This window comes from Pseudomonas sp. B6002 (assembly GCF_013385985.1).
Taxonomy (GTDB): domain Bacteria; phylum Pseudomonadota; class Gammaproteobacteria; order Pseudomonadales; family Pseudomonadaceae; genus Aquipseudomonas.
The window spans coordinates 347,979-367,938 of the sequence record NZ_JACAOY010000002.1; the positions used below are offsets into that span (position 1 = coordinate 347,979).

Below are 19,960 nucleotides of genomic sequence, written 5' to 3' on the forward strand. Positions count from 1 at the left end.
TCCTACGTAATAGCACGATACGGCCTACTTTGGGTTGTCCGTTTGTGCTGCGTCAGTGACTTTGAAACGCAGCACACCAATCACCTGGCCGTCCTCGGTCAAAACCCGTACTTGCCAGCGGCCTGCCGAGTCGGCCGGGAAGTTCTGCTTGTGGGTCCAGGCGCGATAGCCTTCCTTGCGCCCGCCATGGATATCCAGCGCGATGCGGTCGACTTCTTTGCCGTTGAATTTCCACACATGGTAGATCCGCTCTTCCAGCCCGCGCGGGGCATTGATCGCGGTGTAGGCGTACAGCCCGCCGCTGCGTAGCTGGGCGGCAGTGACTTCCTTGAGGTCATCGCCCGGGGTGCGGTCTTGCAGCTGGGTGCTGATGGCCACTTCGGTCATCCACAGCGTGGCCGGTGGCACCCAACTGCGCAGGAACCAGCCGGCGCAGCCAATCGCGGCGGTGACGCCCAGCAACATTGCCCAACCTTTGACGCTGCGCAGCGGCAGGCTCACGGCCAGGCTGGGGATCGACAGCAGCATGGCAACGCCGAGGGCGAGCTTGTAACTCTCGGCGGTGGTCAGGTGCAGGATGATCGGCAGCGCGGTGAGCAGCGCGGCGAACAGGGTCAGGGTGTGCAGCGCCAGGAACAGCGAACGCTTGGGCGCCAGCCATTTGTAGTACAGCGGGTCGGTGATCGAGACCAGTGCCGCGGCGCCCAGCAGGCCGGTGAAAATCGATTGGCCGCTGTTCCAGGTGGTGGTGACGAAAAAGAACGGCAACACAAAAAACAGACTTTCCTGGTGGATCATCTGGGTGGCGTAGCGCAGCAGGGGTTCGGGGATTTCCCGCTTGAAGACCCGGGTGAACAGTTGGGTAAAGCTGTTCTCCAGCATCAGCCACAACCAGCTCACCAGCATGATGACCGCGATCCAGCTGGCCATGCCTTGCTGGCGGTCCACCAGGATGAAGCTGCACACCCCCGAGATAAAGCCGCCGAGTGCGATTACCCCTGGGTAGCGCTTGATCAGTTCGAGGACGCGCTGGATAAGGGGCGGCAGGCTTGGCATGGGCATTCACAGTTCGTGTAGGAAAAAACCCAGACAGAATAACGTCTTAGCCCGGAGTACGGTGCTCCATTACGCAATCCGTTTGCGATAAAACCGCAGGCCGATCAACACAAGTGCGATCAGCCCCAGCACGCTGGCGCCGATCCAACTGAGCAGGTCGTAGCTGAACAGGGGTTTCTCGATGCGCCAATAGCCCGGCTGGTTGAACACCTGGCGCATGGCGTCGTTGGTTTGCTTCAGGCTCACGGCCTTGATGCGCTTTACCGGGTCGCTGAAATGGCCGTTGGCGTAGTCACCGGAAGCACTCCAGTAATAGTCGGCCAACGCGCTGTTGCCCTGTACCGCCCACGACTGGCGTGCAATGGCGGCTTGCTGCAGACGGGTGAAGGTTGCCGGGTCGAGACCGTCCTTGAGCAGTTGGGCCTTGAGGTCCTGCAATACCTGTTCGGCTTCGGGCAGGTTGTCGCGTTCGAGGTCGGCGTTCAGGCTCAGGAAGCCGACACCGCCGAGCACCTCGCGCTCGCTCCACGGGCCGTAGGACAAACCGCGCTTGAGGCGCAGTTGACGATAGAGCGCCCAGTCGAGGTAGTCCTTGAGCAGGTCGTAGGTTTCATCATGCTGGTCATCCAGCACCGGTTCGGGGAACAGCCAGTGCAGCTTGGCGCTGTCGCCTATCCAACCGTGCACCAGGTCGCGGTGGCTGGCGGCGGCGTGCTGGATCTCTGGCAGGGGCCGATGTTCGCTCGGCTCGACCGGTTCGAGCTGGCCATAGGTGCGTTCCAGATAAGCCGGCAATAGTTTGTCGAGGTCGCCGACGATAATCAGGGTCATGTTGTTCGGCGCGTACCAATTTTTGCGCAGCTTCTCTAGCTGATCACGGGTGAGGTGATCGACCTCGGCGCGTTCGGCACATTTGAGCCCCAACTCGACGGCCAATTGATTGCTCGCGGTGTGGCCCAGGTCCTGGCGGTCGAGCAGGCGCTGCAGATGTGAGTAGTGGCCGCCGTCTTCGCGTTCGACCACCTGCTTGGCGGCATTGATGTTGGCGTCGGTCAGTTGGGTACGGGTGAGGATGGCCAGCAACAGGTCGAGCACCTTGCGCTGGTTTTGTGCGGGGGCTTCAATCACGAAGGTGGTGTCGGCATTGCTGGTGTAGGCATTCCATTCGCCACCCAGGGCTTGCATGCGGTCCTCAAGGTCACCTTCGCCGCCGCCGTCGATGCCGCTGAACAGCAAGTGTTCGAGCAGGTGCGGCAGCTCTTTTTCATCGCAACTGAAGTCATCCAGGCCGACCCCTACCACCAGGCGGATGGCCACATGGCCCCGCTCGGTGCCGGGTTTGAGCAGCAATTGCAGGCCGTTGGGCAAGGTGTAGCCTTCGACTTGCAGGCGGTCAAAGGCAAAGACATGTGCAGAGCCCATGAGCAGGCAGGCGAATAGCAGGCGACGCATAACAAGCTTCCTGGCGAGTGAGGTCCATTGTTAACTGACTTCACTCGCCGTCTTACGTTCAGGGTGAATGGGTGATGTCAGCAATATCTTCGGCGGAGAGTGCGCCGGTGTCGGACGTTTCCAAGACTACATAGGCGCTGCTGCAAAACAGTGAATTGAGGCGCTTCATGTCGGCAATCAGCTCCAGGTGCAGCGAGCTGGTTTCCAGGCTCTGCACGATCTTGCGTTGCAGGCGGCTGACGTGGGCATGGGCCAGGCGCCGCTCCTGGGCGCGGAAGCGGCGCTTCTCGCGCAGCAGTTGGCGGGCGCTTTCGGGGTCGGCGCTGAGAAATACCGACAACCCCAGGCGCAGGTTGGCGATCAACTGACTGTGCAGGCCAGTGAGCTCTTCCAGGCCGACTTCGGAGAACTGGCGGCGCTGGGAGGTCTTCTGCTGTTGCACTTTGCGCAGCATGCGTTCGATCAGGTCGCCGGCCAGTTTCAGGTTGATCGACAGCTCGATGATCTCAGCCCAGCGGCGGCTGTCCTGTTCGCTGAGGTCTTCGCGGGGCATTTGCGCCAGGTAGAGCTTGATCGCACTGTACAGGGCTTCGACGTCATCGCTGAGGCTGCGTATTTCCTGAGTGATGGCGGTTTGTTTGCCGCGCAACACTTCCTGCATCGCGGTGAGCATGTTGTCGATCAAGTCGCCCAGGCGCAGAGTTTCGCGGGCGGCGTTGGCCAGGGCCAGGCTGGGCGTGTCGAGTGCGGTTGCGTCCAGGTGGCGCGGCTTGGCCTTGCCGTTGGCCTCCTGTTGTTCCGGCAGCAGCCAGGCACACAGGCGTGACATCGGGCCGATACTGGGCAACAGGATCAGGCAGCGGCTGACGTTGTAGAGCAGGTGGAAGGTAATGACCATGCCTTGGGCACTGTAGTCCAAACCGTCCATCCAGCGTACGAGAGGGTCGAGTACCGGGATGATCAGCAGCAGGCCAATCAGTTTGTACAACAGGCTGCCGAGGGCGACCTGGCGACCGGCGGCGTTTTGCATATTAGTGCTGAGGAACGCCAGCACACCGCTGCCGATATTGGCGCCGATCACCAGACCGATGGCCACATGCAAGCCGATCACGCCGGCGCCGGCCAGGGTGGCTGTCAGCAGAACGGCGGCCAGGCTGGAGTAGGAAATCATCGCAAACAGCGCGCCGACCAAGGCGTCGAGCAAGATATCGCCGGTCAGCGAGGCAAAGATGACTTTGACGCCCTGGGCGTGGGTAATCGGCCCGGCCGCTTCGACGATCAACTGCAGCGCCAGAATGATCAGGCCCAGGCCGATCCCGACCCGGCCCATCTGCCCGGCCCGCGTCTGCTTGCGGGACAGGAAGAAAATCACCCCGAGGAAAATCAGTAGCGGTGACAGCCACGACAAGTCGAAGGTCAGTACCCGTGCCATCAAGGCCGTACCGACGTCGGCGCCAAGCATGGTTGCCAGGGCGGGCGTGAGGCTCATCAGGCCCTGGCCGACAAATGAAGTCACCAGCATGGCCGTGGCGTTGCTGCTCTGCACCATGGCCGTCACCAGGATACCGGCGACAAACGCCAGCCAGCGCTTGGACATGTTCTGCCCGATGACTTGGCGCAAGTTGGAACCGTAGACCCGCAAGATGCCGGTACGGACGATGTGCGTGCCCCAGATCAGCAGGGTCACGGCGGAAAGCAGATTGAGCAAGGTCAGCATGCTCGGCCCCCCGTGTGGGTACGCTCCAAAAAGAGCGAAGGAAGTTTGCCGCGTGCCGTTCTACGTCTTGTAGTTAAGCTGTAGTTGGCGAATGGGCTCTGCGCCAGCATCGCATAGCTAAAGTGGGGATTGAAACAAAACTGTCATGAAATCAACTTTGTGCGAAATGAAAAAGGGGCCTGCATAGGCCCCTTTTTTGTCTGGCTTGGGTTTATTGACCCGGAATGTCCTTGCGCAGTTTCACAGGATCCTGCTGTTTCTTCTTTTTCGCGATGGCGGTGCGCATCTTGATGTTCACCGCTTCTACCGCCAGCGAGAACGCCATGGCGAAGTAGACGTAGCCTTTAGGCACGTGCACGTCGAAGGATTCAGCGATCAGCACCGTACCCACCACCAGCAGGAACGACAGCGCGAGCATCTTCAGCGACGGGTGCTTGTCGATGAATGCGCTGATGGTGCCGGCCGCCAGCATCATCACCAATACCGCCACGACAATCGCCGCGACCATGACCGGCACATGGGAGACCATGCCGACGGCGGTGATGACCGAGTCCAGAGAGAACACGATGTCGATGATGGCAATCTGGATGATGGTGTAGATGAACTTGCCACCGGCGCCCTTGGGCTCGTCGTGGGTTTCGTCTTCACCTTCCAGGGCGTGGTACATCTCCTGGGAGCTTTTCCACAGCAGGAACAGGCCACCGAAGAACAGGATCAGGTCGCGACCGGAAATGCCCTGACCGAACACTACGAACAGGTCGGCGGTCAGTTGCATCACCCAGGTGATCGACAGCAGCAACAGGATGCGCGTGACCATGGCCAGGGCCAGGCCGAAGATCCGGGTGCGCGCCTGCATATGCTTGGGCATGCGGCTGACCAGGATCGAAATCATGATGATGTTATCGATACCCAGGACGATCTCGAGGGCCGTCAGGGTGAAGAAGGCAATCCAGATTTCCGGATTGGTCAGCCATTCCATGTGTATTCCTTTGAGCAAGTGTTAAACCGCGCAAGCTGCAGCGCCGCGCGGTTGGGTTGATACGATTATAGAGTGCTGAACAGCGGGAAAATCCCCATCAGCAAAGCGGCGAACATTATGCACAGGCATACCAGCACTGCCCACTTCAGGGTGAAGCGTTGGTGATCGCCAAATTCGATACCGGCCAGGGCCACCAACAGGTAAGTCGATGGTACCAGTGGGCTGAGCAAGTGCACCGGTTGACCCACGATGGACGCACGCGCCATTTCGACGGCGGTGATGCCGTAGTGGCTGGCGGCCTCGGCGAGTACCGGCAGCACGCCATAGTAGAACGCGTCGTTGGACATGAAGAAGGTGAACGGCATGCTCACCAGGGCCGTGATCACCGCCAGGTACGGGCCCAGTGCATCAGGAATGACCGCCAGCAGGCTCTTGGACATGGCATCAACCATGCCGGTGCCCGACAGGATGCCGGTGAAGATACCGGCCGCGAAGATCAGGCCGGTCACCGCCAACACGCTGCCGGAGTGGGCGGCGATGCGGTCTTTCTGCATCTGCAGGCACGGGTAGTTGACGATCATCGCGATACTGAACGCCACCATGAACAGCACGGGCAACGGCAACAGGCCGGCGATCAGCGTGCACATCAGGGCGAAGGTCAGCGCGCCGTTGAACCAGATCAGCTTCGGACGACGGGCATCGGGGTATTGCGAGACGCTGATTTCACTGTGGTCGATTTCATCGCCCGCCAGGTGCAATTCACCCAGGCGTGCACGCTCGCGCAGGCCATACATATAGGCGATCACCAGGATCGCGACCACACCGACGGCCATCGCCGGGATCATCGGCACGAAGATGTCCGACGGGTCCACATGCAGCGCACTGGCGGCACGGGCGGTCGGGCCACCCCAAGGCGTCATGTTCATTACGCCACCGGCGAGGATGATCAGGCCGGCCATGATCCGCGGGCTCATGCCGATGCGCTGGTACAGCGGCAACATGGCGGCCACGCAGATCATGTAGGTGGTGGCGCCGTCACCGTCCAGGGACACGACCAGGGCCAGCACGGCGGTGCCGACCGAGACTTTCAGCGGGTCGCCCTTGACCATCTTGAGGATCTTGCGCACGGCCGGGTCGAACAGGCCGGAGTCGATCATCAGGGCAAAGTAGAGAATGGCGAACATCAGCATCACGCCGGTTGGCGCGAGCTTGGTGATACCGGCCAGCATCATCGGGCCGATCTCCGGCGCGAAACCGCCGAACAACGCGAACAGGATCGGCACGATGATCAAGGCGATCAGCGCGGACAGGCGCTTGGTCATGATCAGGAACATGAACGTGATGACCATGGCAAAGCCAAGGAAAGTCAGCATAGGAATACTCCAGGCGTAGCGCGGCTAGGGAATGGCGAACCGAGTGGGGGTCAGCGCAGATCGAAAGACACGAGGCGTACGGGTGGAGTGGGGGCGAACAGGCGGGTACGAGCGGACATCGGGAATCACCATTGTTGTTGTTAACAGCCGGTCTGTTGCCGACAGTGGGGGCGATCCTAGACGGGTAAGCTTTCAGCCAGCTTTCGCTGGAAAAACAGGTGACGAAGGGAATACACACGATCTGTAGGTAATCGCAGCTCCCCTGTAGGAGCCGGCTTGCCGGCGATAGCGGTGGGCCAGACAACTATGATGTGGAATGTACCGACGCCATCGCCGGCAAGCCGACTCCTACAATTTAGAGTGAGGTTTGCCGGGAGAAGATCAGGGCAGTTCGAGGCCGCCAGCGGCCTTGTGCAAGGCGCGCAAGTGCTCGCCCACCTGCTTGAGGTTGGCTTCGCAAGCGGCAATCTCGGCGGCGCGAGAAGGTTCCAGCAGCACCCTCACCTGTTTATCCAGGTCGCCGGTCAGCGTTTGCAGCTGTTTCTGGCGTTGTGCGCTTTCCGATTCGAGGCGCTTGGCTTCAGAGGGTTGCGGCAGGCCATAGCCGCCGCTGCCCAGCAGCTCGGCCGGGCGGCTGAGGAAGCCGCTGTTGGCGAGAATTTGTTGCAGGGTGTTGTTGGCTTTTTCCATGCCGCCGTTTTTCAGCTCACGGGCGCCGAGGTAGCGTTGCTTGACTTCATCCTGGGCCAGCATCAGTTGTTTGCGGTAGCTGGCCTGTTCCAGCAGCAACAGCGCGGCGCTGGTGCGCAGATCGGCTTGGCCGAACCACTCGCGGCGTTCCGCTGCGCTGAGTGACAGCCAATCTTCGACCTGAGTCTGCTTTATGGGCAGGTGTTTGCGCAGGACGTCGAACATCGCCTGGTAGCGTTCGCGGAATGAATCGAAGTGATAACCCAGGCGCAGTGCTTCGCGCTTGTCCTTGAGGACGCTGGTATCGGCCAGGCCGCGGGCGCTGAGGACTTCCAGCAAACCGTTGGGGGTGATGTTGTCCAGCCCGGTGAGCTGTGGGTTGGCGCTGCCGCTGCGCAACAGCTTCAGGCTCTCTACCGCACAGTTATTGGAAATGAAGAAGTAGTTGCCGTCGTAGCTCCAGTGCATCTCCGCGGCGTGCTCGACGGTGTCGTTGATTTCCTGGCGCGTGAGTTTAAGCGGCACCGAGGCCAGGCCGCGCAGTTCGGTCTTGGTGTATTCATCGATCACCTGGGCCAGGGGCAGCACGAACAACCGTGACGGGTACTTGCCCACCAGGCCGTCCCAGCTCGACAGTTGTACGTCGCCGACGAACGCGCGGTAGGACAGGACCAGATGCTGGTCAAGGTCCAGCCGGCAGTCCGGGCCGCGTGGCCGGCCGGGTGCGCAGATCACCAGGCGCAACATGCTGTGGCCCCAGCGGCTGACCAGGTTCTGGTTAGCTTCGGCCAGCAGGTAGTCAATCTCGTAGACGCGCTCCGGGTCGATCTGGCCCAGCGGCGTCTTGGCAAAATCATTGCCTGCGTTCAGAAAGGCATAGGTCTTGGCGCAGGTGTCTTGCTCGGGCGGCGCCCAGCCGAAGTGTTCCTTGTAATAGCGGAACAGCGCCGGGCGGCGGCAGGCGTAGCTCGGGTCGAGGAGGAAGTACTCCATGTTGACCGCGACGAACTCCAGCGGGCTGGTGGTTTCGTAGATGTCCGGGCTGCGCGCCACTTGGTGGTTGTGCTGTTCGCGCTCGCCGCGACGGCCGACGTACTGCGGCCAGCCGGCGAGGTCCAGCAGGCGTGGGTCATCGCTGAGGGTAAAGCGGCGGTCATTCTGGCCACGGCATTGGTCGGGCAAGCCGATCAGGCCGGTGATGTTGTTTTGGCGACTGCAGCGATTGATCAGCGCGCGGTCTTCCTTGGACCACAGGCGCGCACGGTCATAAATGTGGGTCAGCTCATGCAACACAGTGGCGAGCATTTCGCGGCGCACGGTGCCGTGGGGGCGATTGGTCTTCTGGGTTGCGGCACTGCCGTCGGTCAGGCTGGCGAGCAGGTTCTGGTTCAGATCCAGCTCGGAGATCAGGGAGGCCTGGCCGTAGGCGTTCTCGGGCATCTTGTCGGTCCAGCCGACATCGATGGTGCGGTCCAGCTGTTCGATGAAGCGCGGCGGCAGGGAGCGCATCGCTTCATCGAGCAACGCCTGGCTGGCCTGCTGTTCGGCCGGGCTCAAGCCGTCTGACTTGAGCCGCAGTTGCAGGCTGGCCTGGGCTGCGCTTGCACTGAGCAGCACAGCCGTGGCCAGTAGCCAGGCGTTGAGGCGCCTCACAGTGCGAGGATAGCTTCGGCGAGGCTCTGGTCGCTGACGTCGCGCGTTTCCGGCATGCGCGTACGGATGGTATCGAAGGCCGCTTCCAATTGTGCGCCACGGATCTCGCCATTGGTGGCGACGAAACTGGCGGCATCATCGTGGGCTTCGCGCACGACTTTGGAATCGCGGATGGAAGTGGTGGTGTCCGAGGTGAAATCAATGGTGCGGCCAGAGGCGCGAACAATGATGTTACTGGTGGCCACCAGAGTATGTGCCTGGGCAACATCGGCCAACAACAGCAGGCCGAGAGCGGCGGCGATCAGCGGGCTACGCATGGAATAACTCCAATTACAAAGACGGAAATACAAAGATGATTATTGGACGAGAATTGCTTGTGCCAGTTCAAGGTCGCTGGCGTTAAGTTTTGGCTGGGTTCGGCGCAGGTAATCCAGTGCGGATTCCAGGCGAGCGCCCCGCCATTGGCCGTCAGTGGCTACGAACGCGGCAGCGTCATCCTGGGCGGCCAATACCAATTTCTTGTCAAAGGGTGCGGAAGTCACCTTGCTGGTGGCGTACACACTTATGACGGTGCTCTGGGTGGTCACGTCGAAGGCCGAAGCCAAGGGCGACCAGACGACTGAAAACAGAACAGGAACGATCAACAGGCGGTATGAAAAAGCCATGGGACTCGACAACTGGAAACGAGCGTCAAGGCTAGCGCAATGCCCGGGCGAGAGCCAGCGTTGAGGCATGCGGGAGCGGCTGGCGCTCCCGTGTACCACCCTGCCCTCAGATCGCCAGGATGGCTTGGGCCAGTTGAGCGTCTGTTGCAGCATTCAGTTGCGGGGCTTGTTGGCGGATCTGCGCCAGAGCGCTTTCCAGCTTGACCCCACGAATGGCACCGTCGCTGGCGACAAAGCTGGCTGCGTCGTCACGGGCGGCTCGCACAACCTTGTTGTCACGCAAGGAAGACGTGGCATCGGAACTGGCGTCTGAGGTGGCTTTGAGTGCGCCGACGATTGCGTCGGTGGTCACAATGAGACTGGTGGCGTTGGCATTGGCTGCCACGGCCAACAAGGCAGCAGCACTCAGCAGGCGAAGACGGGACATTGGAAAACTCCTGTAGATGAACAAATAAGGCGGCGCAAAGCGGCCACTGTGAAACGGGTGTTGTCGCTATTGAGCATCAGACGCCCGTTCTACAAGGTTCGCCACGTGGTAAGGGGATCTTAAGCCGCCGTTTATCTGTTCGAAAGCCTCTCGACCCGTTAGTCACGCCAAAAGGGTTTGGACAGTTCGGCCATTCGGTCGCCGGCGCTGATACCGGCGTCAGACAGTTCGCGTGGATCAAGTTGCGCAAGCTGGCGGCGTTCGTGGGCTTGGCGCGCCCATCTGGCCAGTGCACGGGCTATACCTGCGATCAACTGTTTATAGCGTGGGGTTTGGGTGGTCATGAGTGGGGCCTTCCATGAGGTCTTGGAACACCATGTTGGGCGGCGCGGGTTTACCGGTACAGATACACTCGATCTAAATTGTACTGCTTAATTGTTATGTTTTTTAAACTGTACCTATCGTGAAGTTGGCCTTCTGTTTTTACCCTCAAAACCCGAACCCCGGAAACAACAAAGCCCGCCTCCGGTTTCCCGGGGCGGGCTTTGCTTTAACAAATCAGGGTGCTGGCGGTGGACCCGGCGGGTCAGGGCCAGCGGGCGCTACATTAGCGCCAGAACGGCTTGCTCAGCTCTTCGTAGCGTTGAGCTTCGCTGATACCGGCGTCAGCCAGCAGACGCGAATCCAGGCGAGCCAGTTGGTGGCGGCTGGAGATGCGGCGCTGCCACAACATCAGGTTGGCGATAACGCGCAAAGGCAGGGAAGCCTGGGTGTTTACAGCTTTTTCTTCGAAGAACAGATCGGAACTGAGTGTACGTTCCATGATGACATCCTTCCGCTTGTGGCGGGATTAGGTAGTGGTTTAACTGATGCCAATGATCCTCTTCCGGCGCAAGACTCTCTAGATACAGTTCACCTGTATTGTGAGGGGCCAGTTAACTGTTTATAGGGGCTGTACTGTTCGTAAATGGGGCAACTGTACCTGTCCGCACTGAAACAGTGCGAAATAGGAGTTTTCGACGGAGTATGTGGGATATTTCGGTAGGAAATGACCGGTACAGCAGTACAGTTTTTTTCAGTTTGCGAAGAAGTACAGCCGAGCTGATGAAACTGTTGTTGCATCAGCCCGGATCTGTATCAATCAAGCCTTGAGCATATGCCCGGTTTCTTCCAGGTTGATGTGCCAACTCAGTGCTTCGCGCAGGATGTGTGGCGTATGCCCGCCGATGGCACAGGCTGCGTCGAAGTAAGTGTTCAGCGCATCGCGATAAGCCGGATGCACACAGTTGTCGATGATCACCCGGGCGCGTTCGCGGGGCGCCAGGCCACGCAGGTCGGCCAGGCCGACTTCGGTCACGAGGATGTCCACATCATGCTCGGTGTGGTCCACATGGCTGACCATCGGCACCACGCTGGAAATCGCGCCACCCTTGGCGATCGACTTGGTGACGAAGATTGCCAGGTGCGCGTTGCGCGCGAAGTCCCCGGAGCCGCCAATGCCGTTCATCATCCGCGTGCCGCAGACGTGAGTGGAGTTGACGTTGCCGTAGATATCGAACTCCAGCGCGGTATTGATCCCGATGATGCCCAGGCGGCGCACCACTTCCGGGTGGTTGGAAATTTCCTGCGGGCGCAGCACCAGTTTGTCTTTGTAGCGCTCCAGGTTGCCGAACACGTCGGCATTGCGTCGTTCTGACAGGGTGATCGAACTGCCCGAGGCGAAGCTCAGTTTGCCGGCATCAATCAGGTCGAACGTCGAATCCTGCAACACTTCCGAATACATCGTCAGGTCTTCGAACGGCGACTCGATCAGGCCGCACATCACGGCGTTGGCGATATTGCCGATGCCGGCCTGCAGCGGGCCGAGCTTGTTGGTCATGCGCCCGGCTTCCACTTCCTGCTTGAGGAAGTTGATCAGGTGGTTGGCGATGCCTTGGGTGTCGCTGTCGGGCGGAGTCACGGTGGAGGCGGAGTCCGCCTGGTTAGTGATCACGATGGCGACGATCTTTTCCGGCGGAATGGGAATGGCCGTGCTGCCGATGCGGTCATCGACCTTCACCAACGGAATCGGTGTGCGGGTTGGCCGGTAGGTGGGGATATAGATGTCGTGCAGCCCTTCCAGGTTCGGGTTGTGCGCCAGGTTGATCTCGACAATCACCTGCTTGGCGAAAATTGCGAAGCTGGCCGAGTTACCCACCGATGTCGTCGGCACGATGTGCCCCTGTTCGGTGATCGCCACCGCTTCGATGACGGCAATGTCCGGCAGCTTGAGCTGGTTGTTGCGCAGTTGCTCGACGGTTTCCGACAAGTGCTGGTCAATAAACATCACCTCGCCGGCATTGATGGCGCGGCGCAGAGTGCTGTCGACTTGGAACGGCATGCGCCGGGACAGCACGCCGGCCTCGGTCAGTTGCTTGTCCAGGTCATTGCCCAGGCTGGCGCCGGTCATCAAGGTGATTTTCAGCGGGGAAGTCTTGGCGCGTTCGGCCAGGGCGTGGGGGACGGCCTTGGCTTCACCGGCGCGGGTGAAGCCGCTCATGCCGACGGTCATGCCGTCCTCGATCAGTGCGGCGGCGTCTGCCGCGCTCATGACCTTGTTCAACAACGAAGGCAAGCGGATACGATCACGGTACATGGATTGTTATCTCAGGCTACGGAAGCAAGGTGCGCAGTTTAGTGATTTCAAAAAAATTCGGCCCGCTACCATGGTCGAATGCCGGGCAGCGATTTAGAGCCTTTGGTCGGGTTTCATGCGGCAATAAAAAACCCCAGCCTACAAGAGGCCGGGGTTTCGAGTATTGCGCTGAAGCAGTGTTACTCGACGGCCTTGACCATGTCTTCGATGACTTTCTTGGCGTCGCCGAAGACCATCATGGTCTTGTCCAGGTAGAACAGTTCGTTATCCAAACCGGCATAGCCGCTGGCCATCGAGCGCTTGTTGACGATGATGGTCTTGGCCTTGAAGGCTTCGAGAATCGGCATGCCGGCGATCGGTGAATTTGGATCGTTCTTGGCGGCCGGGTTGACCACGTCGTTCGCGCCGAGCACCAGTACCACGTCGGCCTGGCCGAACTCGGAGTTGATGTCTTCCATCTCGAACACCTGGTCGTAAGGCACTTCGGCCTCGGCGAGCAGTACGTTCATGTGCCCGGGCATACGGCCGGCCACTGGGTGGATCGCGTACTTCACGGTGACGCCGTGATGGGTCAGCTTCTCGGTCAACTCCTTGAGCGCATGCTGCGCCCGGGCGACCGCCAGGCCGTAGCCTGGAACGATGATCACGGTGTCGGCGTTGGTCAGCAGGAACGTGGCGTCGTCAGCCGAGCCGGACTTCACTGGTCGCGCTTCTTTAGAGCCGGTTGCCGCAGCGGCATCCGAGGTATTGCCGAAACCGCCGAGCAGTACATTAAAGAAGGAACGGTTCATCGCCTTGCACATGATGTATGAGAGGATCGCGCCGCTGGAGCCTACCAGGGAGCCGGCAATGATCAGCATCGAGTTGTTCAGCGAAAAACCGATACCTGCCGCTGCCCAGCCCGAGTAGCTGTTGAGCATCGACACCACCACCGGCATGTCGGCACCGCCGATCGGGATGATGATCAGCACACCCAGCACGAAGGCCAGGGCCAGCATCAGGGCGAAGGCCGTGAGGTTACCGGTGAACATGAACGCCAGGCCCAGGCCCAGGGTCGCCAGGCCGAGCACCAGGTTCAGTTTGTGCTGGCCGCCGAACTGTACCGGTGCGCCCTGGAACAGGCGGAACTTGTATTTGCCCGACAGCTTGCCGAACGCGATCACCGAACCGGAGAAAGTGATGGCACCGATGGCTGCACCGAGGAACAGTTCCAGGCGATTACCGGCAGGAATCGAGTCACCCAAGTGTTTGACGATGCCCAGGGATTGCGGCTCGACCACTGCGGCAATCGCGATGAATACCGCAGCCAGGCCGATCATGCTGTGCATGAACGCGACCAGCTCCGGCATCTTGGTCATTTCTACGCGCTTGGCCATGATCGAACCGGCGGTGCCGCCGACCAGCAAGCCGACAATCACATAACCGATGCCGGCAGTTGCCAGCTCAGCGCCCAGCTTATAGATGAGGCCTACGGTGGTGAGCACCGCCAGCGCCATGCCGAGCATGCCGAACAGGTTGCCGCGCCGCGAAGTTGTTGGGTGCGACAGGCCTTTGAGGGCCTGGATAAAGCAGATCGACGCGATCAAGTAGAGCGTCGTGACCAGATTCATGCTCATTACTTCGGCGCCTCTTCTTTTGCTTTCGGGGCTTTCTTCTTGAACATCTCAAGCATCCTGCGAGTGACCAGGAAGCCACCGAACACGTTTACCGCTGCGAGCGCCACGGCCAGGGTGCCCATGGTCTTGCCCAGTGGGGTCACGGTGAGGGCTGCAGCCAGCATGGCGCCGACGATCACGATCGCGGAAATCGCGTTGGTCACCGCCATCAACGGCGTGTGCAGCGCGGGCGTTACGTTCCAGACCACGTGGTAACCGACATAAATCGCCAGCACAAAGATGATCAGGTTGTAGATACCGGGGGAGATAAGCTCTTCCATCGTCTGAATCCCTGCTTAGGCGTTTTTGCGGATGACTTGGCCGTCGCGGCACATCAGGCACGCGGCGACGATGTCGTCTTCGAGGTTGATTTCAAACTGCCCTTCCTTGGTGAAGACCAGCTTCAGGAAGTCCAGCAGATTGCGCGCGTACAAGGCTGAGGCGTCGGCGGCAACAGCGCCGGCCAGGTTGGTCGGGCCGCAGATGATCACGCCGTTTTCGACAACGACTTGGTCGGCGACGGTCAGTGGGCAGTTGCCACCTTGGGCGGCGGCGAGGTCGATGACCACGGAGCCGGGTTTCATCTGCGCGACCGTTTCGGCACTCAGCAGGGTCGGTGCCTTGCGGCCCGGGATCAGTGCAGTGGTGATGACGATATCGGCCTGCTTGGCGCGCTCGTGCACGGCCAGGGCCTGGCGCTGCATCCAGCTGGTGGGCATCGGACGGGCATAACCGCCAACGCCGACGGCGCATTCACGCTCTTCATCGGTCTCGTAGGGCACGTCGACAAACTTGGCACCGAGGGATTCGATCTGCTCCTTCACGGCCGGGCGGACGTCAGACGCTTCGATCACAGCACCCAGGCGCTTCGCCGTCGCAATCGCCTGCAGGCCCGCGACGCCGGCGCCGAGGATCAGCACGCGTGCGGCCTTAACCGTGCCGGCAGCCGTCATCAGCATCGGCATAAAGCGTGGGTAGTGATGAGCGGCGAGCAGCACGGCCTTGTAGCCAGCGATGTTGGCCTGGGAGGACAGCACGTCGAGGCTCTGGGCGCGCGAGGTGCGTGGTGCGGCTTCGAGGGCAAAAGCGGTAATGCCGCGCTCGGCCAGCTTGGCGATGGTTTCGTTGCTGAACGGGTTGAGCATGCCCACCAATACGGTGCCGCTTTTGATCAGCGCCAGTTCGCTGTCGCTGGGGGCTACCACCTTGAGAATCAGCTCGGCGCCAAACGCATCGCTGGCACTGCCAATGGTTGCGCCTGCCGTTTCATAGGCACTGTCGACGACGCTGGCTTTGACGCCGGCTCCGCTTTGAACAGTGACCTTATGGCCCTGGCCGATCAGCTTCTTGATGGTTTCCGGGGTGGCAGCCACCCGCGTTTCACCGGTCTGGGTTTCGAGAGGAACACCAATGTGCACGTCAAATCTCCTGCATGATCTTTTTGCTTTTGATCTTTTTGTAAAAAGGCCAGTGCACCGTGAGTGGCGCATCTGGGGCGGCCGATCAGCACGATCCCGCTGAAATGACAGCGGGGCGCGGCATTTTGCAGGCGAACTTTACGGCCTTCAAGGGATTATGACGGGTGACGAAAAATTAACTACAAGTCACCCTGTGACTGATTGTCGCAATGCGATGAAATAACCTCTTTAAATACAGGTGTTTAAAGGGTTGTAGCCGAATATTGGGTGTTTCTTCATCGTTGGTGTGAATGGTCGTGTATTGGCTTGTCGTAGTCGCTGTACGCCTTGAAAATCATGGCTCTTAGCCTTAATTCAGGGGGATAAGTACAGTCTGCTGAAAGGCGACATATACGTATATCTGTAGGTCTTTATTTTATTTGACTACAGGGTCAATAATCGTGGTTTGTCCTTTAAATACTGGGGCTGTAGCGTTGCGACTGATCGAGCAGCCAGTCCCTGAAGGCGTGTAATGACGCCGATTCGACTTTTCTCTCGGGAATCATCAGGTAGTACGCCTTCGAGCTGCTCAGTGCTTCGGGGTTGGCGATCACCAGCTGGTGCTCGTCGAGGTCGCGCTGGATGAGGAACGGTGGGATCAGCGCGACGCCCATGTCATGCATGGCTGCCTGGGACAACATCGAGAATAGCTCGTAACGAGGGCCTGTCATGTCGCGAGGGATGTTCAGATGTTGCGCGTTGAACCATTGGCGCCAGGCGTAAGGCCGCGTGGTCTGCTGCAGTAGCGGCAGTTCGGCAATTTCCTGGACGCTGAAGTGGGTACGTGTGCCCAATAAGCGCGGGCTGCAGACGGGAACGGGGTTCTCGCCCATCAGTCGGTGGGATTCGGTACCTGACCAATCGGCATCACCGAAGTAGATCGCAGCGTCGAACTCGGTGTCTGCAAACAGGAATGGGCGGGTACGGTTGGTGAGGTTGACCGTGACTTCCGGGTGTTTGTGCTGAAAGTCCTTCAGGCGCGGGATCAGCCATTGAGTGCCGAAGGTTGGCACCACCGCGAGCTCGATGACATTGGCGCCCTGCTGCCCCATGACCGACAGGGTGTCGCGTTCTACCGCGTCCAGCTGCATGGCCACGCGGCGACTATAAGACAGCCCCGCCTCCGTCAGTTTTACCCCGCGTCGCGATCGCCGAAACAGCTCGACACTCAAAAACTCTTCAAGACTGGCGATTTGTCGGCAGATAGCGCCTTGAGTGATGGAGAGCTCATGTGCGGCCTTGGTAAAGCTCTCGTGGCGGGCTGCCGCTTCAAAGCTGACCAGGGCGGTTGTGCTGGGGATCTTTCTGCGCATGTAACTTGTCCTCACTTATAAAACGCATATACGTCGTATATGGCGGTTTCGAAGTGAGAAATTAGCACAACCCTATGCGGAAACCTCGTTTGCCCTCTGCGTTTGCCCGGCCTAGTCTGCATCCACGACTTCTGATTTTTTCCGCGAGGACTTATTCATGGCTGGCAAGGCAAGCTTCAACTGGATCGATCCACTGTTGCTGGATCAACAGCTCACCGAAGAAGAGCGCATGGTGCGCGACAGTGCTGAGCAGTTCGCTCAGGACAAGCTGGCGCCCCGTGTGCTCGAAGCCTTCCGCCATGAAAAGACAGATCCCGCGATCTTCCGCGAGATGGGCGAGACCGGCTTGCTGGGGGCGATGATTCCCGAGCAATACGGCGGCAGTGGTTTGAACTACGTCAGCTATGGGTTGATTGCCCGTGAGGTCGAGCGTGTCGACTCTGGTTATCGTTCGATGATGAGTGTGCAGTCGTCACTGGTGATGGTGCCGATCAACGAATTTGGCACTGAGGCGCAGAAGCAGAAGTACTTGCCGAAGCTGGCTTCCGGCGAGTGGATCGGTTGTTTCGGCCTGACCGAGCCTAATCACGGCTCCGATCCGGGCGCGATGATTACCCGGGCGCGCAAGGTGGATGGCGGCTACAGCCTGACGGGCGCCAAGATGTGGATCACCAATAGCCCGATTGCCGATGTGTTTGTGGTGTGGGGCAAGGATGATGCGGGTGATATCCGTGGGTTTGTCCTGGAGAAAGGTTGGAAGGGGCTGAGCGCCCCGGCGATCCACGGTAAGGTCGGCCTGCGTGCCTCGATCACCGGCGAGATCGTGATGGACAACGTCTTTGTGCCGGAAGAGAACATCTTCCCGGATGTGCGTGGTTTGAAAGGTCCGTTTACCTGCCTTAACTCCGCGCGTTATGGCATTTCCTGGGGCGCATTGGGGGCCGCTGAGTTCTGCTGGCATACCGCCCGTCAGTACACCCTTGATCGTCAGCAGTTCGGTCGCCCGTTGGCAGCGACACAGCTGATTCAGAAGAAGCTGGCTGATATGCAGACCGAGATCACCCTGGCGCTGCAAGGTTGCCTGCGTCTGGGCCGGATGAAGGATGAAGGGACGGCGGCAGTCGAGATCACGTCGATCATGAAGCGCAACTCGTGCGGCAAGTCCCTGGACATTGCGCGCATGGCGCGGGACATGTTGGGCGGCAACGGTATTTCGGACGAATTCGGTGTGGCGCGTCACCTGGTCAACCTTGAAGTGGTCAACACCTACGAAGGTACCCATGACGTGCACGCCTTGATCCTTGGGCGCGCGCAAACCGGTCTTCAGGCGTTCTATTAATAGGAGCACGATCATGGGCGCGCTTTCGCACCTGCGGGTGCTGGATTTGTCGCGAGTGCTGGCGGGCCCTTGGTCCGGGCAGATCCTCGCGGACCTTGGGGCTGAGGTGATCAAGGTCGAGCGACCGGGTAATGGGGATGATACGCGGGCGTGGGGGCCGCCTTTCCTCAAGGATGCCTATGGTGAGAACACCAGCGAGGCGGCGTATTACCTGTCGGCGAACCGCAATAAGGAGTCGGTCACCATCGACTTCACGCGTCCGGAGGGGCAGAAGCTGGTACGAGACCTGGCTGCCAAGTCCGACATCCTGATCGAGAACTTCAAGGTGGGTGGTCTTGCGGCGTACGGGCTGGACTATGAGTCGCTGAAGGAGATCAACCCGGAGCTGATTTATTGCTCGATCACGGGGTTTGGTCAAACCGGGCCTTATGCGGCGCGTGCGGGTTATGACTTTATGATTCAGGGCTTGGGCGGTCTTATGAGTCTGACCGGTCGTCCGGAGGGTGATGAGGGGGCTGGGCCGGTGAAGGTCGGCGTGGCGTTGACCGACATCCTCACGGGACTCTACTCGACAGTGGCGATTTTGGCGGCATTGGCTCATCGGGATCATGACGGTGGCGGGCAGCACATCGATATGGCATTGCTGGATGTGCAGGTCGCATGTCTGGCGAATCAAGCGATGAATTACCTGACAACTGGCGTGTCCCCGAAGCGCCTGGGTAATGCTCACCCGAATATCGTGCCTTATCAGGATTTTCCTACGGCTGATGGTGATTTCATTCTTACGGTTGGTAACGACGGTCAGTTCCGCAAATTCGCTGAGGTGGCCGGGCAGCCGCAGTGGGCGGATGATCCGCGCTTCTCTACTAATAAGCTGCGGGTGGCTAATCGGGCGGAACTGATTCCGCTGATTCGCCAGGCTACCGTGTTCAAGACGACGGCGGAGTGGGTGGCGCAGCTTGAGCGAGTGGGTGTGCCTTGTGGGCCTATCAATGATCTGGCGCAGGTGTTTGCTGATCCGCAGGTAAAGGCGCGCGGGCTTGCGTTGGAACTGCCACATGCGTTGGCTGGAATGGTGCCGCAGGTTGCGAGCCCAATTCGCTTGTCCAAGACGCCTGTTGAGTATCGCAGCGCTCCTCCTCTATTGGGTGAGCATACGGCTCAGGTGCTGCAGGACGTGTTGGGGTTGGGGGCTGCCAACGTGGCCGATTTGAGGGCGCTGGGTGTGATTTGAGTGTTTCTTTCTATATAGGTAGAGACGTTTTCGGGCCTTTTATTGGTTGTTTTTTGATCAATGCTAACTAATTGATAGAGAAGACAAATTAAGGGTTGACGGTAGATTTTAGAAGTCTATAATTCGCCCCACTTCCGGCGCAGTCGAAACGGAAAACTCCTTGAGCTTCAATGGGTTATGTAGGTTTCGATGGCGGATCGCTTCAGTTCATCGAAGCCCAGAAGGAGTTGGTAGGGCGGTGTTGTTTAGCTCTATTAACGTTTCGATCTTCTCGGTCGAAAGCGGAGAAAAAAAGGTGTTGACAGCAGCGTGTAA

General features: G+C 59.6%; 18 protein-coding genes. 2 read left to right on the top strand and 16 right to left on the bottom strand.

What is annotated here, in order from left to right; all coding sequences use genetic code 11:
* Positions 1-24: 24 nt before the first annotated feature.
* The 16 genes from HX792_RS02760 to HX792_RS02835 form a co-directional block, all read right to left on the bottom strand.
* The gene (locus tag HX792_RS02760) at positions 25-1,056 is read right to left on the bottom strand and encodes a DUF5924 family protein (RefSeq protein WP_176994678.1); all 1,032 of its coding nucleotides are present in this window, start codon (positions 1,054-1,056) and stop codon (positions 25-27) included.
* A 69-nt stretch (positions 1,057-1,125) separates the two neighbouring features.
* Positions 1,126-2,508: a pitrilysin family protein gene (locus tag HX792_RS02765; protein ID WP_176994656.1), complete on the bottom strand. Its 1,383-nt coding sequence runs from the start codon at positions 2,506-2,508 to the stop codon at positions 1,126-1,128.
* 58 nt (positions 2,509-2,566) lie between these two features.
* On the bottom strand, positions 2,567-4,225 hold the full coding sequence (locus HX792_RS02770; protein ID WP_176994657.1) for a Na/Pi cotransporter family protein: 1,659 nt from the start codon (positions 4,223-4,225) through the stop codon (positions 2,567-2,569).
* Between the two features lie 211 nt (positions 4,226-4,436).
* Positions 4,437-5,204, bottom strand: a complete 768-nt coding sequence (locus tag HX792_RS02775) for a TerC family protein (protein ID WP_176994658.1) — start codon at positions 5,202-5,204, stop codon at positions 4,437-4,439.
* Positions 5,205-5,269: 65 nt separating this feature from the next.
* Positions 5,270-6,577 (bottom strand): CitMHS family transporter, encoded by a 1,308-nt coding sequence (locus HX792_RS02780; protein WP_176994659.1) that lies wholly within the window; start codon positions 6,575-6,577, stop codon positions 5,270-5,272.
* Between the two features lie 381 nt (positions 6,578-6,958).
* The gene (locus HX792_RS02785; protein ID WP_176994660.1) at positions 6,959-8,920 is read right to left on the bottom strand and encodes a DUF4105 domain-containing protein; all 1,962 of its coding nucleotides are present in this window, start codon (positions 8,918-8,920) and stop codon (positions 6,959-6,961) included.
* Positions 8,917-9,237: a DUF2388 domain-containing protein gene (locus HX792_RS02790; protein ID WP_176994661.1), complete on the bottom strand. Its 321-nt coding sequence runs from the start codon at positions 9,235-9,237 to the stop codon at positions 8,917-8,919. Before HX792_RS02790 ends, HX792_RS02785 begins: the two co-directional genes overlap by 4 nt.
* Positions 9,238-9,276: 39 nt before the next feature.
* Entirely contained in the window at positions 9,277-9,585 is a 309-nt protein-coding gene (locus HX792_RS02795; RefSeq protein ID WP_176994662.1) for a DUF2388 domain-containing protein, read from the bottom strand.
* Between the two features lie 106 nt (positions 9,586-9,691).
* Positions 9,692-10,012 carry a DUF2388 domain-containing protein gene (locus HX792_RS02800; protein WP_176994663.1) on the bottom strand — a complete coding sequence of 107 codons (321 nt, stop codon included), beginning with the start codon at positions 10,010-10,012 and terminating at the stop codon, positions 9,692-9,694.
* Positions 10,013-10,170: 158 nt separating this feature from the next.
* Complete coding sequence (locus HX792_RS02805; RefSeq protein ID WP_176994664.1) at positions 10,171-10,356, bottom strand: DUF1127 domain-containing protein; 186 nt, start codon at positions 10,354-10,356, stop codon at positions 10,171-10,173.
* 263 nt (positions 10,357-10,619) lie between these two features.
* A complete protein-coding gene (locus tag HX792_RS02810) occupies positions 10,620-10,835 on the bottom strand; it encodes a DUF1127 domain-containing protein (protein WP_010168694.1) in 216 nt (71 codons plus the stop codon).
* 318 nt (positions 10,836-11,153) lie between these two features.
* The gene (locus HX792_RS02815) at positions 11,154-12,647 is read right to left on the bottom strand and encodes an acetyl-CoA hydrolase/transferase family protein (protein ID WP_176994665.1); all 1,494 of its coding nucleotides are present in this window, start codon (positions 12,645-12,647) and stop codon (positions 11,154-11,156) included.
* Between the two features lie 179 nt (positions 12,648-12,826).
* The gene (locus tag HX792_RS02820) at positions 12,827-14,263 is read right to left on the bottom strand and encodes an NAD(P)(+) transhydrogenase (Re/Si-specific) subunit beta (RefSeq protein ID WP_176994666.1); all 1,437 of its coding nucleotides are present in this window, start codon (positions 14,261-14,263) and stop codon (positions 12,827-12,829) included.
* The gene (locus HX792_RS02825; protein ID WP_003220416.1) at positions 14,263-14,583 is read right to left on the bottom strand and encodes an NAD(P) transhydrogenase subunit alpha; all 321 of its coding nucleotides are present in this window, start codon (positions 14,581-14,583) and stop codon (positions 14,263-14,265) included. The genes HX792_RS02820 and HX792_RS02825 overlap by 1 nt, the downstream gene beginning before the upstream one ends.
* Before the next feature lie 15 nt (positions 14,584-14,598).
* The gene (locus tag HX792_RS02830; protein WP_176994667.1) at positions 14,599-15,720 is read right to left on the bottom strand and encodes a Re/Si-specific NAD(P)(+) transhydrogenase subunit alpha; all 1,122 of its coding nucleotides are present in this window, start codon (positions 15,718-15,720) and stop codon (positions 14,599-14,601) included.
* Positions 15,721-16,172: 452 nt separating this feature from the next.
* Complete coding sequence (locus HX792_RS02835) at positions 16,173-17,072, bottom strand: LysR family transcriptional regulator (RefSeq protein WP_176994668.1); 900 nt, start codon at positions 17,070-17,072, stop codon at positions 16,173-16,175.
* A 157-nt stretch (positions 17,073-17,229) separates the two neighbouring features.
* Between HX792_RS02835 and HX792_RS02840 the strand changes: the two genes are divergently transcribed.
* Both HX792_RS02840 and HX792_RS02845 read left to right on the top strand, forming a co-directional pair.
* Positions 17,230-18,411, top strand: coding sequence for an acyl-CoA dehydrogenase (locus tag HX792_RS02840; RefSeq protein WP_003187423.1), 1,182 nt, complete (start codon positions 17,230-17,232; stop codon positions 18,409-18,411).
* 10 nt (positions 18,412-18,421) lie between these two features.
* Positions 18,422-19,645: a CaiB/BaiF CoA-transferase family protein gene (locus HX792_RS02845; protein ID WP_176994679.1), complete on the top strand. Its 1,224-nt coding sequence runs from the start codon at positions 18,422-18,424 to the stop codon at positions 19,643-19,645.
* Positions 19,646-19,960: the final 315 nt, after the last annotated feature.

What these genes read in the sequence shown, in the direction of transcription:
- HX792_RS02760 (WP_176994678.1), bottom strand. Translation starts at nt 1,056, where the DNA reads ATGCCAAGCCTGCCGCCCCTTATCCAGCGCGTCCTCGAACTGATCAAG.
- HX792_RS02765 (WP_176994656.1), bottom strand. Translation starts at nt 2,508, where the DNA reads ATGCGTCGCCTGCTATTCGCCTGCCTGCTCATGGGCTCTGCACATGTC.
- HX792_RS02770 (WP_176994657.1), bottom strand. Translation starts at nt 4,225, where the DNA reads ATGCTGACCTTGCTCAATCTGCTTTCCGCCGTGACCCTGCTGATCTGG.
- HX792_RS02775 (WP_176994658.1), bottom strand. Translation starts at nt 5,204, where the DNA reads ATGGAATGGCTGACCAATCCGGAAATCTGGATTGCCTTCTTCACCCTG.
- HX792_RS02780 (WP_176994659.1), bottom strand. Translation starts at nt 6,577, where the DNA reads ATGCTGACTTTCCTTGGCTTTGCCATGGTCATCACGTTCATGTTCCTG.
- HX792_RS02790 (WP_176994661.1), bottom strand. Translation starts at nt 9,237, where the DNA reads ATGCGTAGCCCGCTGATCGCCGCCGCTCTCGGCCTGCTGTTGTTGGCC.
- HX792_RS02795 (WP_176994662.1), bottom strand. Translation starts at nt 9,585, where the DNA reads ATGGCTTTTTCATACCGCCTGTTGATCGTTCCTGTTCTGTTTTCAGTC.
- HX792_RS02800 (WP_176994663.1), bottom strand. Translation starts at nt 10,012, where the DNA reads ATGTCCCGTCTTCGCCTGCTGAGTGCTGCTGCCTTGTTGGCCGTGGCA.
- HX792_RS02805 (WP_176994664.1), bottom strand. Translation starts at nt 10,356, where the DNA reads ATGACCACCCAAACCCCACGCTATAAACAGTTGATCGCAGGTATAGCC.
- HX792_RS02810 (WP_010168694.1), bottom strand. Translation starts at nt 10,835, where the DNA reads ATGGAACGTACACTCAGTTCCGATCTGTTCTTCGAAGAAAAAGCTGTA.
- HX792_RS02815 (WP_176994665.1), bottom strand. Translation starts at nt 12,647, where the DNA reads ATGTACCGTGATCGTATCCGCTTGCCTTCGTTGTTGAACAAGGTCATG.
- HX792_RS02820 (WP_176994666.1), bottom strand. Translation starts at nt 14,263, where the DNA reads ATGAGCATGAATCTGGTCACGACGCTCTACTTGATCGCGTCGATCTGC.
- HX792_RS02825 (WP_003220416.1), bottom strand. Translation starts at nt 14,583, where the DNA reads ATGGAAGAGCTTATCTCCCCCGGTATCTACAACCTGATCATCTTTGTG.
- HX792_RS02835 (WP_176994668.1), bottom strand. Translation starts at nt 17,072, where the DNA reads ATGCGCAGAAAGATCCCCAGCACAACCGCCCTGGTCAGCTTTGAAGCG.
- HX792_RS02840 (WP_003187423.1), top strand. Translation starts at nt 17,230, where the DNA reads ATGGCTGGCAAGGCAAGCTTCAACTGGATCGATCCACTGTTGCTGGAT.